The organism is Limimaricola variabilis, from assembly GCF_014195545.1.
Lineage (GTDB): Bacteria > Pseudomonadota > Alphaproteobacteria > Rhodobacterales > Rhodobacteraceae > Limimaricola > Limimaricola variabilis.
The window spans coordinates 127,474-141,441 of sequence record NZ_JACIBX010000005.1 but is presented as its reverse complement, the minus strand read 5'-3'; the positions used below and the strand labels follow the sequence as shown (position 1 = coordinate 141,441).

The window sequence follows — 13,968 nt, the reverse complement described above, 5'->3', positions numbered from 1 at the left end:
CAATTTCAACGGCATTACTCCCTGAATGGCCTAGGCTCATCAGCGTGGAGCTCCGTGACCCTATTTTCGGACAATGTCCGAGAACTCCCGCCACTCGCGCGCACTCATCCCCGACGTCGCTTGGGTCACTTCCTCCCCAGCGAGCATTCGACGCAGGCACTCTACACCCGAGGCTGAAAGCGTCACCCCCCCGAGGCGATACTCCTCGAAGGCGCGGTAGGCGGCAGGCACCCAGTCCCTGACCATCTCGCAGATCGCGTCCGCATAGACCCGGATCTCGTATTGCGCGTGGCTGTCGGCGCGTAGCCGCAGGAAGTGGAACAGGTTGTGCAGGTCCACCTTCCAGTACCACTGCGTGTAGATGTTGGCGGGCAGGTTCATCCGCGCCAGTTCGCGGGCGAGGCCCTGCTGGCCGTCATCCGAGATCATCTGCTCGTAATGGTCATAGGCGCGGTGCGCGTCCTCGCGCAGCCAGTCGAGCACGCGGGCCGATTCCTCCGGTCCCAGTACGTCGCCCCGGCCCTGGTTGTTCTGCGCCGACTGCGCGGCGAGGTCTTCGGCGCGGGGTATGTAGAACTCCCGGTCGAGGATCGAGTAGCGGGCGGAGTATTCGTTGACGTTGGCGGTGCGGTGGCGGATCCACTGGCGCGCGACGAAGACCGGCAGCTTCACGTGCAGCTTCAGCTCGCACATCTCGAACGGCGTCGAGTGCCAGTGCCGCATCAGGTAGCGGATCAGCCCCTCGTCGTTCTGCACCGACTTGGTGCCGCGCCCGTAGCTCACCCTAGCGGCCTGGCAGATCGCCGCGTCGTCGCCCATGTAGTCGATCATCCGCACGAAGCCGTGGTCGAGCACCGGGTGGGCCTTGTAGAGATGCTTCTCGGCGCCTTCGGAGACGGCGCGCAGCGTCTGTCGGGGGGTGGCGCGAAGATCCTCGATCTCGGCTTCCTGCTCGGGCGTCAGCGGCATGGGTTGGTCTCCTTGATCCGGGTCTGGGGCCTGCATAGCCGCGTGGCCGGATTGGAACAATCGCCCGGTGCCGTTCCACCCCGCGTTGACACCCGCCACCCCGCCCGGGAATGGTCGCGTCATCCCCCGAGGCCGAGGCCCCCGATGTTCCTACCCCTTTCCGCCGCAGCCCTGCTCCTTCTGGCCGCCTGTGGCGACGGCCAGCCCTTCGTGTTCCCCGAAGAGGAGGAGACGACGGAAGAGGACAGCGGGGAAGGCCCGGGCGACTCGATCCGGCGCAGCGAGGAGCGCGACGCGGATGAGGGCGGCTTTGTCACGGCCGTGCAATACGACGCCGCCAGCGACAGCTTCAGCGTCGACAACATCCCCTTCGATGGGGACCGCCCCTATGAGCGGCAAGCGCGCTTCGACAGCCTGAACGGCTTTGCGCTCTATGACAGCGTCGGCAGCTTCGGCGACGATTCGGTGGTGCTCGACCCCGAGACCGGGGCCCGGATCCGGCAGTTCGACTACCGCGCCATCTATGGCGAGAGCCGCGACACCACCCGTGTCGACGGTCAACTGCAGCCGCGCTCGCGCTTTGCCATCATCCGCACCGGCGATTATCGCAGCTACGGCTTCGGCGGGTTCCTCTACGAGCGCAACGGCGGCGTCGAGATCCCCAAGGACGGCCAGGCCGTGTTCAGCGGCGACTATGCCGGGATCCGGGTCTTCGACGGCGGGACCGGGCTGGAATACAGCTCCGGCGACGTGGAGATCGCCGTGGATTTCGAGGATTTCACCGAGGATGACGGGCTGCGCGGGGTGGTCTACAACCGCCGGATCTTTAGTTCCGGCGGCCGCGAGCTTGCGGTGCTCGGGCCGAACGACCCGCTCAACGACGAGGCGCTGGTCGCGCCGCCGCTGACCTTCGACGTCGGCCCCGGCGTGGTGCAGAGCAATGGCGAGATCTCCGGCACGGCATCGAGCACGCGTGAACTCGAGGATGGCGGGACCGAGGTCTTCGAGGAAGGCACGTTCATGGGGATCATCGGCGGCGAGGCGCAGGAGATCGTCGGCATCGTCGTGATCGACAGCACCGATCCGCGCTACGAGGGCCGGATCAAGGTGCGCGAGACCGGCGGCTTCATCGTCTACCGATGATCCGACGCCTGGCTTTCGGGCTTGCCCTTGCGCTTGGCCTGGCCATGGGCGCGGCGGCCGCGCCGGTCGAGATCGGCCCCGACGCGATGCGCCGCCTCGCGGCCGGCGCGCTGGCCGCCGAAAATGCACCGGCCGCGCTCGAGCTGAGCCGCGCTTTGCTGCTGCGCGATCCGAACGATCCGACCGCATTGATGCTGGCGGCCGAGGCCGCGACGCTGACCGGCGACTGGCCGGGGGTCGCCGATTATGCCGGGCGGGCGCATCGGCTGGTCGAGGGACCGGCCCGGTTCCGCGCGGCCCGGCTCGCCGCCCATGCGCGGATGCGCCAAGGCCGCTTCACCCAGGCGCAGTTCTGGCTGCGCCGCGCCAGCCCCGACGCGCCGGACGCGGCCGCCCTGGAGGGCCTTGCCCGCGACTACCGCGCCGTTGCGGCGCGCAACCCGCTGGCGTTCCGGCTGGGTTTCGGCGTCGCGCCTTCCTCCAACGTCAATGGCGGCAGCCGCGCCGAGGAGCTGCGCCTGCCCGGCCTGCCCTTCGTGTTCGAACTGACCGGCGACGCGAAGGCGCTCTCCGGCACCGTGTTCGACGCCCGCTTCGGCGTCCGTCGGTCGATCGCGAACCCCGCCCTGCCCGGCCCGGCCTGGATCGACCTTGCCGCCGAGGCGCGCCTGCCCCGGCTGAGCGCCTCGGCACGGCGACAGGCACCGGAGGCGAAGGGCGCGGATTACGCGCGGGCTACGGTAAGAGCGGCGGCCAATCAACGGATCGCCGCCGAGGCGCCGATCGACCTCTCGGCCGAGGTTGCGCGGCACTGGTATGGCGGCGATCCCCTGGTCGACACCCTGCGCCTCGGCGTCGCCCGGCCGCTTGCGCAGACGCAAAGGGCCATCGTGGAGGTCAGCCTTGCGGGGGAATACAGCTATCGCCACGACCTCGACGCGGGCTGGTGGGCGCCGGTGGGGCAACTCGGCTTTTCGAGGGAGCTGGCCGGGGGCGACCGGCTCCGGATGTTGCTCGGGCTGCGGCACGTGTCGGGGGAGCGTCCGGATCTGTCGCATGATGCCGTGACACTGAACCTCGACCATGATCTGGCGCGCCCGGTGGGACCGGCACGGATCGGCATGGGAATCGAGGCGCAATGGCGTGACTATGCCGCCACGCGCTACGATATGGGTGGCCGTCAGGATCGGGAGTTGCAGGCCGAGCTTCGCGTCGGCCTGCCCCAGACCGCGCGCTGGAGCTTCTACCCCGAGCTTGGGCTTACTGCCCGGCGCAGCTGGTCGAGCGTGCCGCTTTTCGAGGAGCAGGCACTGACGCTCGAGCTGGGCCTGCGCTCCTCCTTCTGATCCGGGCACTGGCCCCCGGCTCCCAGCCTGCTAGGTTCAGCCGCGCAACCAGACAGCGGAGAGCCGGAATGGCGTTGAAATACCTGCACACCATGGTCCGGGTGAAGGATCTCGAGAAGAGCATGGCCTTCTATGAACTGCTCGGCCTGCGCGAAACCCGCCGCAAGGAGAGCGAGGGCGGGCGCTTCACGCTGGTCTTCATGGCCCCCCCGGGGCAGGAGGACTGCCCGGTCGAGCTGACCTGGAACTGGGATGGCGACGAGGGCCTGCCCTCGGACAGCCGGCATTTCGGCCATCTCGCCTACGAGGTCGACGACATCTACGCGACCTGCGCGCATCTGCAGGCCAACGGCGTCACCATCAACCGGCCGCCGCGCGATGGGCACATGGCCTTCGTCCGCTCGCCCGACAATATCTCGATCGAGCTGCTGCAAGCGGGCCAGGCTCTGCCCGCCAAGGAGCCTTGGGCCAGCATGGAAAACACCGGCCACTGGTGAGGCCCCGCCCCCGTGGGGGTCAGTAGATGTAGCGGATCTGATCGCTCCAGTAGCGCTCGATCCGCCGCAGCGACATGGTGATGTCATCGATGCCCGACTGGTCGAGCACGCCGCGTGACAGCATGCCCGCCGCGTGGCTCGCGAACAGCTTGTCGACGATATCGCGGATGCGGCTGCCCTTTTCGGTCAGGCGCACCCGGACCGAGCGGCGATCGACGTGGCAGCGCTGGTGGTGCATGTAGCCCGCCTCGACCAATTTCTTGAGATTGTAGCTGACGTTGCTGCCCTGGTAGTAGCCGCGCGACTTCAGTTCGCCGGCCGTCACCTCGTTGTCGCCCACATTGAACAGCAGGAGCGCCTGAACCGCGTTGATCTCGATCACGCCGACGCGCTCGAACTCGTCCTTGATGACGTCGAGCAGCAGCCGGTGCAGCCGTTCCACCAAGGTCAGGCTGTCGAGATAGCTCGCCATGAAAGCCGTGTCGCGGGCACCGCGCAGCGTCGGCTCGAGGGTGGAATGCACGCTCATCGTCACTTCTCCATTCTGCCCGCCCGTAGGCAGAAATGCAGAAGAATGACGAATAAACGGTTAAACGGCGGGACGCTTCATCGCGGCCGGGTCACGCCGCGCGCGCCCTGGGCGATCTCGGCAACCAATGCCGCGTAGGTCTCGGGCACCGGCTGCGTGCCGGCGATCCAAGCATAGATGTCGTGGTCGTTCTCGGACAGAAGCCGGTCGTAGAGGGCCAGTTCCGCGTCGCTCATCGCCGCCAGCCGACGCGTGGCAAAGTCCTGCAGGATCAGGTCCATCTCCTTGATCCCCCGCCGCATCGAACGCATCGCGAGCCGCCGCTCGCGCGTGTCGCGCGGCTCGTCGATGGGCGCCGCGGGCTCGATCGGCAGCCCACTCACGAGGCCGCCTCCGCGGTCCGCTTCAGCCGCTTCTCCAGGGTCGCCATGCGTTCGGCCGCCTGCAGCATCTCGGCGCGCAGCACCCGCATCTCGGACAGGATCTCGCCCAGCGCCGGGGGTGTGCCTTCGGCCGGTGCCTCCGGGCCGTCGCCACGCCCGGTAAGCAGCCAGCTCAGCGACACGTTGAGCATCCCCGCCAGCATCTGCAGCCGGTTGGCGCGCGGCTCGTCCATGTCGTCTTCCCAGGCCTGAAGTGTCGCGGTCTCGACGCCGATCCGCGTCGCCAGCGCCGTCTGGCTCAGCCCCGCCGCTTCGCGCGCACCCGCGAGCCTGTCACCGAAGGTGGCGGCCGCCTCGCTGTAATAGCCTTCGTCCTGCATCGCATCCCTCCTGCCCGGCGGCCGCTTGATGGCGGCCCGTCCCAGCCATATGACATGGGCGGGGCGCCGTTGAAAGAACGGGCGCGACCCGTCCCGCGCAGCCAGCGACATCCCGGAGACCGTCATGCCGTTTCTTTCCGACACCCTCTCGCGGGTGAAGCCCTCGCCCACCATCGCCATGACCAACAAGGCGGCCGAACTGAAGGCGCAGGGCCGCGACATCATCGGTCTCTCGGCGGGCGAGCCGGATTTCGACACCCCGGCCAACATCGCCGAGGCCGGGCGCCGCGCCATCGCGGCGGGCAAGACCCGCTACACCGCGGTCGACGGCATCCCCGAATTGAAGCGCGCGATCTGCGCCAAGTTCGAGCGCGACAACGGTCTCGCCTACAGCCCCGCACAGGTCAGCGTCGGGACGGGCGGCAAGCAGGTACTCTACAATGCGCTGATGGCGACGCTGAATCCGGGCGATGAGGTGATCATCCCCGCCCCCTACTGGGTGAGCTATCCGGACATGGTGCTGCTCGCGGGCGGCACGCCCGTCACCGTGGCCTGCGGCATCGAGGACGGCTTCAAGCTGACGCCTGAGGCGCTGGAGGCCGCGATCACCCCTGCCACCAAGTGGCTGATGTTCAACTCGCCCTCGAACCCCACCGGGGCGGGCTATTCGCGCGACGAACTGAAGGCCCTCACCGAGGTGCTGATGCGCCACGACCATGTCTGGGTGATGACCGATGACATGTACGAGCACCTCGCCTTCGGCGATTTCCGCTTCTGCACGCCCGCCCAGGTCGAGCCGGGCCTCAAGGACCGGACGCTCACGGTCAACGGCGTTTCCAAGGCCTATGCGATGACCGGCTGGCGCATCGGCTATGCGGCAGGGCCCGAGCCGCTGATCCGCGCCATGGCCAAGCTGCAGTCGCAATCGACCTCGAACCCCTGTGCGATCAGCCAGTGGGCCGCGGTCGAGGCGCTGGAAGGCCCTCAGGACTTCATCGCCGCCAACAATGCCGTGTTCGAACGCCGCCGCGATCTCGTCGTGACGGCGCTGAACGCCTGCCCGGGCGTGACCTGCCCGGTGCCGGACGGTGCCTTCTACGTCTATCCCGACATCGCGGGCTGCATCGGCAAGACCAGCGCCGGCGGCACCGTGATCGCCGATGACGAGGCCTTTGCCACGGCACTGCTCGAGGAAGAGGGCGTGGCCGTCGTCTTCGGCGCGGCCTTCGGACTGTCGCCCAACTTCCGCGTCAGCTATGCCACGTCGGATGCGGCGCTGGAGGAGGCCTGCGCCCGCATCCGTCGCTTTTGCGACAGGCTGCGCTAGGAGGAGAGACGCGATGACCGACCTGTCGGGCTATTATTTCAGGGTGCGCGAGACCGGCGGCACCATGTACCGCATCGGCGATGAGACCCGGCACCGCCGGGTCGACCTTGAGCAGATCGCGGTGATCAACACCCGCAACGGCGAGATCCGCGCCCCCGGCAACCGCGAGATGGCTCCCGAGGACCGGGCCGCGGCCGAAGCTTGGCTGGAACAGCGTCGTGCGATCCTCGCGGCCCGGCAGATCGACGATATCCATCGCGCCATCGACCACATGAACCTCACCGCGCAATGGGTGCAGAGCCAGGCCAGCGAGGCCGATCTGGAGGCCGTGACCGAGCCGCTGCTGCTGGCCATGCACGACCTGCGGACGATCCTAGTGCGCAAGAAGGCCGATCGGGTCGAGGCGGCGCGGCGGCAGGACTAGCAGTCGCGCCGACCCTTGCCGCGGATCACCCGCCACAGATAGAGCGCGACGATCACCATGATGATGCCGTTGGTCACCGGATTGAGCCAGCCCTGCACCCGCTCGTACTGGCTCTCGAGCAGGTAGCCCGCGCCGAACAGGGCGCCGACCCAGACCAGCGATCCGGCGGTCGTGTAGAGTAGGAATCGGATCCGCCCCATGCGCTGCAGCCCGGCCGGCACCGAGATCAACGTCCGCACAGTGGGGATCATCCGGCCGAAGAAGATCGCGGCCGTCCCGTGCCGGTCGAACCAACCCAGCGCCCGCTCCACGTCTTCGCGCGTCAGGGTCAGCCAGCGCCCGTGCCGATCGATCCAGCGCATCAGCCGCTCGCGGCCGAGCCTGCGGCCCAGCTCGTACCAGAGCCACGCTCCCGCAACCGTCCCGATCAGGCCACCCAGAAGCGTCAGGATCGGGTTCGTCTCGCCGGTGGCGGCGTTGTAGCCGGCGAGCGGCATCACCAGCTCCGAGGGGATCGGAGGAAAGACGTTCTCGAGGAACATCAGGAACGCGACGGCGAAAGCGCCGCCGGCGGCGATCCAACTGGTGATGAAATCGAACATGGCCGGTCAACCAGCGGGCGGCGTCAGGGTTCCTGATCCGTGATCCGCGCCGAGCGAGACCAGAACCGCCACAGCAGCAGCGCCGCCGCCAGCCCCAGCCCGGTCACCAGCCCGAGCCAGACCCCCGCCGCGCCGAGACCGAGCGGAAAGCCCAGCAGATAGCCCACCGGCATGCCGATCACCCAGTAGCTGATCGCCGCCATCACCATCGGCACGCCGGTATCCTGCACGCCCCTCAGCAGCCCTAGCGCCATCACCTGCAGTGCATCGACCACTTGGAAAAGCGCCGCCAGCATCAACAGCGTCACACCGGTCGCGACCACCGCGTCGCGCGCCGGGTCGCCCGGATCGACGAAAGCCGCGACGAAGATTTCGGGGATCAGGACGAAGACCAGGCCGACCAGCCCCGCCGAGACGGTCGACAGCACCATGCCGGACTGGCCGATTAGCCGCAGCGCCGTTTCGTCGCGCCGGCCCAGCGCCCGGCCCGCGCGCACGGTGGCGGACTGGCTCAGGCCGACCTGGACCATGAAGGCGACCGAAGTGATCTGCAGCGCGATGCCATGCGCCGCGAGCGGCACCGCTCCGATCCAGCCGATCATGATGCCGGTGGCGACGAAGAGTCCGCCCTCGGCGAGGCTGGTCAGGCCGATCGGCACGCCGAGCCGGACCACCCGGCCCAGCACCTCGAGATCGGGCCGCCAGATCCGCCGCATTAGGTCGTATTGCGGCAGCCGCCGCAGCGCGTAGACCACGAGGATGACCGCCTGCAGGATCGCCATCGACAGCGAGGCGATCGCCGCGCCCTGGATGCCCAGCTCAGGCGCGCCCCAATTGCCGAAGATCAGGGCGTAGTTCAGCACCGCGTTGCAGACCGCCATCAAGAGCGTCGACCACAGCAGCACCGAGGTGTGTTCGAGCGCCGACAGGAAGGACCGCATGACCATCGCCACTAGGCCCGGCACCATCGCCCAGGCCGCGATCCGCAGATAGGCCTCGCCAGCCCGTGCCACCTCGGGCTCCTGGCCCAGCGCAAGCAGCATCGTCTCGGCCCACATTAACGGCGGCACCAAGATCGCGGCATAGATCAGGCCGATCCAGATCCCCATGCGGGTCACACGCCGCACCAGCACGCTGTCGCCGGCCTCGGCCGCCGCGGCGACCACCGGCATCACCGCCCAGGCGAAGCCGGAGCCGACGATATAGAGCAGGAAATAGAGCGAGGTCGCGATCGTCGCCGCCGCCAGGGCCGTCACGTCGTACCAGCCCAGCATCACCGTGTCGGTGACGTTCATCGCCATCTGCGCGAGGTTCGAGCCGATCAGCGGCAGCGCCAGCGTGAACAGCTTGCGCGCATGCTGGCCGCGGGTCCGCGCCTCGAAGGGCTGCTCGGGAGAAATAACTGCCTGCGTCATGCAAATTTCCTACGCCGCCCGTCGCGCCCGCGTCCAGTTCGCGATTGTACCCCTGACGTCGGGGCGGGCTCAGCCCCCGAGCGTCCCGCGCCAGCCATGCACGGGTGCAAAACCCAGCATCCGCTTGGCCTTCTCGTTGGAATAGAAGCTCTCCTGCAGCCCCATCTCGCGCCGCAGCTCGACCCCTTCGTAGAATTGCGCGCGGACCTCCGCGTTGCTCAACCCGACCGACAGATCGTCATTCGCGACGTTGAACACCTCGTAGCCGAGCCCGTCGGTGGCGAGGCAGCGATCCACCATCTGCCCGAGATCGCGCGCGTCGATATAGGCGAAGATGTTGCGTCGCCTGAGCGCGGGGTTGGCCATGTAGGCCGGGAACTGCTCTGCGTATTCATGCGGCTCGATCACGTTGTTGATCCGCAGCCCGTAGATGTCGAAGCCGGTGCGCGCCTGGAAGCTCTTCGCCGTCGCCTCGTTGACGACCTTGGACATGGCGTAGCTGTCCTGCGGCACGGTCGGGTGCTCCTCGTCGACCGGCAGGTAGGCGGGCTTGACCTCGCCATCGTGGAAACAGACGCCGTAGGTCGTCTCGGAGGAGGCGAAGATCACCTTGCGGATGCCGAGCTTCGCCGCCGCGTCCAGCACGTTGTAGGTGCTCATCACGTTGACGCGGTAGGTCTCGTTGTCGGGTTTGAGCAAGATCCGCGGCACGGCGGCGAAATGCACGATCGCGTCGTAGCGCGGCACGCCCGTCCCCGGCTCGAGCTCGTCGAAGCCGGCATAGGCATGGGCCGCGTTGAAGACCTGCCCGGCATCGGTGAGGTCGCAGATCAGGTTGTCGACGCCCGGATGATCGAGCGGCACGAGATCCAGATTAGTGACGCGGTGGCCGCGCTCCAGCAGATAGGGGATCGCATGGCGGCCGGCCTTGCCCGCGCCGCCGGTGAACAGGATGCGCATGGTGTCCTCCCTCGCGTCTTGTACCGCTTGTCATAGTGTGGCCCCATCCCGGCGCAACCCGGAGGAGAGAGAATGACCAAGTTCCTGCTGGCCGCTTCGGCGGCGCTGCTGGCCGCGCCTGCGATGGCGGAAAACCGGATCGACCGCATCCGCCCCGACGCGCCCGAGTTGGCCGCGCATGGCGCGCATGTTGTCGGCGTCACCACCATGACCTTTACCCGCGAAAGCGTGCCGGACGTGGCCCGTGCCACCGAGGATGGCGTCGAAGACTACGACCGCGAGATCACCGTCGAGGTCTGGTACCCGGCCGCCGAGGGCACCGAGCCGGTCGGCAGCTACACGGCGCTGCTGCGCGACGGCGTGACGGAGGTACAGCTTGCGGGCCGTGCTGCGCGCGACGCCGCCCCCGCCGCCGAGGGCGAATATCCGCTCGTCCTCGTCTCGCACGGCTATCCCGGCAACCGGTTCCTGATGAGCCATCTTGCCGAGAACATCGCCACCAAGGGCTATGTCGTGGCCTCGGTCGACCACCCGGATTCGACCTATGACGACATGGGGGCCTTCGGCTCGACGCTGGTTAACCGCCCCCGCGATCAGGCCTTCGTGCTGGAGCGCATGGCCGAGCTGGAGGACGGCATCGGCGCGATCACCGACGGCGACACGGCGGCGGTCATCGGCTACTCGATGGGCGGCTACGGCGCGCTGATCTTCTCCGGCGCCGGGCTGACCGAAGATTTCCGCACCTCGCGCTACGCGCCGCCGCAGGATCTTCTGGAGATCAACGCGCATGGCGCCGAGACCATGGCCGATCTGCCCGACGCGCGGGTCAAGGCGGTGGTGGCGATCGGGCCCTGGGGCCGCAACCGCGACGCCTGGGATGCCGAAGGGCTGTCGGCCATCGACAAGCCCCTGATGCTGATCGCAGGCGGGGTGGATGACGTGTCCGGTTACGACGCGATCCGTTCGATCTTCGAGGAGACCACCGGCACCGAGCGGCACCTGCTGACCTTCGACGACGCCAACCACAACGCCGCCGCGCCGATGCCCGCGCCGGAGGAAAGCTGGACCGTTTCCGAGAGCCTGGGCTACGCCCCCTTCGACCATTACGCCGATCCGGTCTGGGATACGGTGCGGATGAACAACGTCACCCAGCACTTCGTCACCGCCTTCCTCGACCTGCACCTCAAAGGCGACGCGGCCAAGGCCGACTATCTCGACCTCGTGCCGGACAGCGCCGATGCGGTCTGGGACCGGGCCGAGGACGGCACGCCGAACTCGGCGGACAACTACTGGGCCGGCTTCCCGAACCGCACCGCCAAGGGCCTGCGCTTCGAGACCCGCGTGGCGGGCGAGTGACCCGCGCCGGGGCCGCCCGCGCGGCCCCGGACCCCGCACCCGGCACAAAATAAGAACGTCCGCATCAAGCATGGCGTTGCCCCTGCCCCCACCTCCGGGTTATATGGCCGGCACCCCAGAACAAGAGCAGTGCCCATGCCCGACGATCTTCTCTCCGGCGCCGAGCCCGCCTACGACGCCTCCTCCATCGAAGTCCTCGAGGGGCTGGAGCCGGTCCGCAAGCGGCCCGGCATGTATATCGGCGGCACGGATGAGCGCGCGCTGCACCACCTCGTCGCCGAGGTGCTCGACAACTCCATGGACGAGGCCGTCGCGGGCCACGCCAACCGGATCGAGGTCGAGCTTCTGGCCGACTACTCCGTGGTGATCCGCGACAACGGCCGCGGAATCCCGATCGACCCGCACCCCAAGTTTCCCGGCAAATCCGCGCTGGAGGTCATCCTCTGCACGCTGCACGCGGGCGGCAAGTTCTCGGGCAAGGCCTACCAGACCTCCGGCGGTCTGCATGGCGTCGGCGCGTCGGTCGTGAACGCGCTGTCGGATTCGATGGTCGTGCAGGTCGCGCGCAACCGCGAGCTCTACGAGCAGAGCTTCTCGCGTGGCGTGCCGCAGGGGCCGGTCGCCAAGATCGGCGCCGCCCCGAACCGGCGCGGCACCACCGTCACCTTCCATGCCGACGAGGAGATCTTCGGCCACCACCGTTTCAAGCCGGCGCGGCTGCTGAAGATGGTGCGGTCCAAGGCCTATCTCTTTTCGGGTGTCGAGATCCGCTGGAAGACCGAGATCGACGACGGCGAGACGCCGCGCGAGGCGACCTTCCACTTCCCCGGCGGCCTTGCCGACTACCTCGCCGAGACGCTCGGCAAATCCTCGACCTATGCCGACAAGCCCTTCGCCGGCACGGTCGAGTTCCGCGAGAAGTTCAACGTGCCCGGCAAGGTCGAATGGGCGGTGAACTGGACGCCCTCGCGAGACGGCTTCACCCAGTCCTACTGCAACACGGTGCCCACGCCCGAGGGCGGCACGCATGAGGCGGGCTTCTGGGCCGCGATCCTCAAGGGCATCCGGGCCTATGGCGAGCTGGTCAACAACAAGAAAGCCAGCCAGATCACCCGCGAGGACCTGACGACGGGCGGCTGCGCGCTGGTCTCTTGCTTCATCCGCGAGCCGGAATTCGTGGGCCAGACTAAGGACCGCCTCGCCACCACCGAGGCGCAGCGCCTCGTCGAGAACTCGGTGCGCGACCACTTCGACAACTGGCTGGCCTCCGACACCAAATCGGCGGGCGCGATCCTCGATTTCCTCGTGCTGCGCGCCGAGGAACGGCTCCGGCGCAAGCAGGAGAAGGAGACGGCCCGCAAATCCGCCACCAAGAAGCTGCGGCTTCCCGGCAAGCTGGTCGACTGCTCGACCAACGCGCGCGAGGGGACCGAGCTCTTCATCGTCGAGGGCGACTCGGCGGGCGGTTCGGCCAAGATGGCGCGCGATCGCAAGACGCAGGCGCTGTTGCCGCTGCGAGGCAAGATCCTCAACGTGCTGGGCGCGGCCTCGTCGAAGCTCGGCTCGAACCAGGAAATCAACGATCTGACGCAGGCGCTTGGCGTGGGCCTGGGCACCAAGTTCAACGTCGACGATCTGCGTTACGAGAAGGTCATCATCATGACCGACGCCGACGTCGACGGCGCGCATATCGCGGCGCTGCTGATGACCTTCTTCTTCAGCCAGATGCGGCCGATGATCGACCACGGCCACCTCTACCTCGCCTGCCCGCCGCTCTACCGGCTGACCCAAGGCGCCAGGCGTCTCTACGTCTCCGACGACGCGGAGAAGGAGCGGATGATGGCCAAGGGCCTCGGCGGCAAAGGCAAGATCGACGTGCAGCGCTTCAAGGGTCTGGGCGAGATGGACGCCAAGGACCTCAAGGAGACGACCATGGATCCCGCCTCGCGCAAGCTGATCCGGGTATCGATCAACGACGAGGAGCCGGGCGAGACGGCGGATCTGGTCGAGCGGCTGATGGGCAAGAAGCCGGAGCTGCGGTTTCAGTACATTCAGGAGAATGCACGTTTTGTTGAGGAATTGGATGTCTGATCGGAGGCTATGGCCGATGATCCTGATGATTTCATAGACGAAACAGGTGCCTATCCGTTCCACGACCTGACGCGGGACGGGTATTTTCGAGCAAGCGAGCCCTGGAGCAAGGCCGAGGAGCAGGTGCTTTTGCAACTGCACCGCGAACAGCGCCTATCGGACGAGGGCATCTCACGGCATCTTGCCCGTCCCCCCGGTTCGATCCGCTACCGTCTAAGGCAGTTGCTTGACCCCGACGGTCATGGGCGGGCGGCCGAACGGTCGAGAACCGAGCACCCGCTACGCCGTGTGCTGATGGGCCGACATCCGGTTACCGGCAAACCGCTATCTCCGGATTCCGCCTGGCGTCACCCGGCGATCCTGAACGATCTCCCTGTCATCCTCAGGGCGTGCGACCTCGCCGATACCGCTCCGCGCGTTCAAACCCCACCAAGGGATTCGATTGACCGCAATCCGCCCCGGCGTCGACGACCTCGGAGCTCCTTTACCAAACCCAGCGGCACCGCCTCGGACGATGACGTCATAGAAAGGGACTGATCCAGCCGT

The 13,968-nt window shown here is 67.6% G+C and carries 15 protein-coding genes; 8 read left to right on the top strand and 7 right to left on the bottom strand.

The window, feature by feature from the left end; genetic code table 11:
* Positions 1 to 60: 60 nt before the first annotated feature.
* Positions 61 to 969, bottom strand: a complete 909-nt coding sequence (gene thyX / locus FHS00_RS08685; protein ID WP_183471888.1) for an FAD-dependent thymidylate synthase — start codon at positions 967 to 969, stop codon at positions 61 to 63.
* A gap of 144 nt (positions 970 to 1,113) precedes the next feature.
* On the opposite strand from thyX, the gene FHS00_RS08680 reads away from it, so the two are divergent.
* The 3 genes from FHS00_RS08680 (at position 1,114) to FHS00_RS08670 (ending at position 3,955) form a co-directional block, all read left to right on the top strand.
* The gene (locus FHS00_RS08680) at positions 1,114 to 2,112 is read left to right on the top strand and encodes a hypothetical protein (RefSeq protein ID WP_183471886.1); all 999 of its coding nucleotides are present in this window, start codon (positions 1,114 to 1,116) and stop codon (positions 2,110 to 2,112) included.
* Positions 2,109 to 3,458, top strand: a complete 1,350-nt coding sequence (locus FHS00_RS08675) for a hypothetical protein (RefSeq protein WP_183471884.1) — start codon at positions 2,109 to 2,111, stop codon at positions 3,456 to 3,458. The genes FHS00_RS08680 and FHS00_RS08675 overlap by 4 nt, the downstream gene beginning before the upstream one ends.
* Before the next feature lie 68 nt (positions 3,459 to 3,526).
* Complete coding sequence (locus FHS00_RS08670; protein WP_183471882.1) at positions 3,527 to 3,955, top strand: VOC family protein; 429 nt, start codon at positions 3,527 to 3,529, stop codon at positions 3,953 to 3,955.
* A gap of 19 nt (positions 3,956 to 3,974) precedes the next feature.
* Here the strand turns inward: FHS00_RS08670 and FHS00_RS08665 are convergent, their stop codons facing one another.
* The 3 genes from FHS00_RS08665 to FHS00_RS08655 all read right to left on the bottom strand — a co-directional run bounded on the left by FHS00_RS08665 (position 3,975) and on the right by FHS00_RS08655 (position 5,247).
* On the bottom strand, positions 3,975 to 4,484 hold the full coding sequence (locus FHS00_RS08665; protein ID WP_183471880.1) for a MarR family winged helix-turn-helix transcriptional regulator: 510 nt from the start codon (positions 4,482 to 4,484) through the stop codon (positions 3,975 to 3,977).
* Positions 4,485 to 4,561: 77 nt separating this feature from the next.
* On the bottom strand, positions 4,562 to 4,834 hold the full coding sequence (locus FHS00_RS08660; RefSeq protein ID WP_183472029.1) for a succinate dehydrogenase assembly factor 2: 273 nt from the start codon (positions 4,832 to 4,834) through the stop codon (positions 4,562 to 4,564).
* Positions 4,835 to 4,863: 29 nt separating this feature from the next.
* Positions 4,864 to 5,247, bottom strand: a complete 384-nt coding sequence (locus FHS00_RS08655; RefSeq protein WP_183471878.1) for a helix-turn-helix domain-containing protein — start codon at positions 5,245 to 5,247, stop codon at positions 4,864 to 4,866.
* Positions 5,248 to 5,371: 124 nt separating this feature from the next.
* Between FHS00_RS08655 and FHS00_RS08650 the strand changes: the two genes are divergently transcribed.
* Together FHS00_RS08650 and FHS00_RS08645 are read left to right on the top strand one after the other, a co-directional pair.
* Positions 5,372 to 6,574 carry a pyridoxal phosphate-dependent aminotransferase gene (locus FHS00_RS08650; RefSeq protein ID WP_183471877.1) on the top strand — a complete coding sequence of 401 codons (1,203 nt, stop codon included), beginning with the start codon at positions 5,372 to 5,374 and terminating at the stop codon, positions 6,572 to 6,574.
* A gap of 13 nt (positions 6,575 to 6,587) precedes the next feature.
* Positions 6,588 to 6,998, top strand: coding sequence for a hypothetical protein (locus FHS00_RS08645; RefSeq protein ID WP_183471875.1), 411 nt, complete (start codon positions 6,588 to 6,590; stop codon positions 6,996 to 6,998).
* Here the strand turns inward: FHS00_RS08645 and FHS00_RS08640 are convergent.
* The 3 genes from FHS00_RS08640 to FHS00_RS08630 form a co-directional block, all read right to left on the bottom strand.
* Positions 6,995 to 7,600 (bottom strand): DedA family protein, encoded by a 606-nt coding sequence (locus FHS00_RS08640; RefSeq protein ID WP_183471874.1) that lies wholly within the window; start codon positions 7,598 to 7,600, stop codon positions 6,995 to 6,997. The genes FHS00_RS08645 and FHS00_RS08640 overlap by 4 nt on opposite strands.
* Positions 7,601 to 7,623: 23 nt before the next feature.
* Positions 7,624 to 9,015, bottom strand: coding sequence for an MATE family efflux transporter (locus tag FHS00_RS08635; RefSeq protein WP_183471872.1), 1,392 nt, complete (start codon positions 9,013 to 9,015; stop codon positions 7,624 to 7,626).
* Between the two features lie 69 nt (positions 9,016 to 9,084).
* On the bottom strand, positions 9,085 to 9,975 hold the full coding sequence (locus tag FHS00_RS08630) for an NAD-dependent epimerase/dehydratase family protein (RefSeq protein ID WP_183471870.1): 891 nt from the start codon (positions 9,973 to 9,975) through the stop codon (positions 9,085 to 9,087).
* Between the two features lie 72 nt (positions 9,976 to 10,047).
* Between FHS00_RS08630 and FHS00_RS08625 the strand changes: the two genes are divergently transcribed.
* From FHS00_RS08625 to FHS00_RS08615, 3 genes are all read left to right on the top strand, one after another.
* On the top strand, positions 10,048 to 11,331 hold the full coding sequence (locus tag FHS00_RS08625) for an alpha/beta hydrolase family protein (RefSeq protein WP_183471868.1): 1,284 nt from the start codon (positions 10,048 to 10,050) through the stop codon (positions 11,329 to 11,331).
* A gap of 135 nt (positions 11,332 to 11,466) precedes the next feature.
* Entirely contained in the window at positions 11,467 to 13,422 is a 1,956-nt protein-coding gene (gene parE / locus FHS00_RS08620; protein ID WP_183471866.1) for a DNA topoisomerase IV subunit B, read from the top strand.
* A gap of 9 nt (positions 13,423 to 13,431) precedes the next feature.
* Entirely contained in the window at positions 13,432 to 13,959 is a 528-nt protein-coding gene (locus FHS00_RS08615; RefSeq protein ID WP_183471864.1) for an SANT/Myb-like DNA-binding domain-containing protein, read from the top strand.
* The last annotated feature ends 9 nt before the right edge of the window (positions 13,960 to 13,968 follow it).

What these genes read in the sequence shown, in the direction of transcription:
- FHS00_RS08630 (WP_183471870.1), bottom strand. Translation starts at nt 9,975, where the DNA reads ATGCGCATCCTGTTCACCGGCGGCGCGGGCAAGGCCGGCCGCCATGCG.
- FHS00_RS08680 (WP_183471886.1), top strand. Translation starts at nt 1,114, where the DNA reads ATGTTCCTACCCCTTTCCGCCGCAGCCCTGCTCCTTCTGGCCGCCTGT.
- FHS00_RS08625 (WP_183471868.1), top strand. Translation starts at nt 10,048, where the DNA reads ATGACCAAGTTCCTGCTGGCCGCTTCGGCGGCGCTGCTGGCCGCGCCT.
- FHS00_RS08640 (WP_183471874.1), bottom strand. Translation starts at nt 7,600, where the DNA reads ATGTTCGATTTCATCACCAGTTGGATCGCCGCCGGCGGCGCTTTCGCC.
- FHS00_RS08670 (WP_183471882.1), top strand. Translation starts at nt 3,527, where the DNA reads ATGGCGTTGAAATACCTGCACACCATGGTCCGGGTGAAGGATCTCGAG.
- FHS00_RS08635 (WP_183471872.1), bottom strand. Translation starts at nt 9,015, where the DNA reads ATGACGCAGGCAGTTATTTCTCCCGAGCAGCCCTTCGAGGCGCGGACC.
- FHS00_RS08665 (WP_183471880.1), bottom strand. Translation starts at nt 4,484, where the DNA reads ATGAGCGTGCATTCCACCCTCGAGCCGACGCTGCGCGGTGCCCGCGAC.
- FHS00_RS08645 (WP_183471875.1), top strand. Translation starts at nt 6,588, where the DNA reads ATGACCGACCTGTCGGGCTATTATTTCAGGGTGCGCGAGACCGGCGGC.
- FHS00_RS08675 (WP_183471884.1), top strand. Translation starts at nt 2,109, where the DNA reads ATGATCCGACGCCTGGCTTTCGGGCTTGCCCTTGCGCTTGGCCTGGCC.
- FHS00_RS08655 (WP_183471878.1), bottom strand. Translation starts at nt 5,247, where the DNA reads ATGCAGGACGAAGGCTATTACAGCGAGGCGGCCGCCACCTTCGGTGAC.
- FHS00_RS08615 (WP_183471864.1), top strand. Translation starts at nt 13,432, where the DNA reads ATGGCCGATGATCCTGATGATTTCATAGACGAAACAGGTGCCTATCCG.
- parE (WP_183471866.1), top strand. Translation starts at nt 11,467, where the DNA reads ATGCCCGACGATCTTCTCTCCGGCGCCGAGCCCGCCTACGACGCCTCC.
- thyX (WP_183471888.1), bottom strand. Translation starts at nt 969, where the DNA reads ATGCCGCTGACGCCCGAGCAGGAAGCCGAGATCGAGGATCTTCGCGCC.
- FHS00_RS08650 (WP_183471877.1), top strand. Translation starts at nt 5,372, where the DNA reads ATGCCGTTTCTTTCCGACACCCTCTCGCGGGTGAAGCCCTCGCCCACC.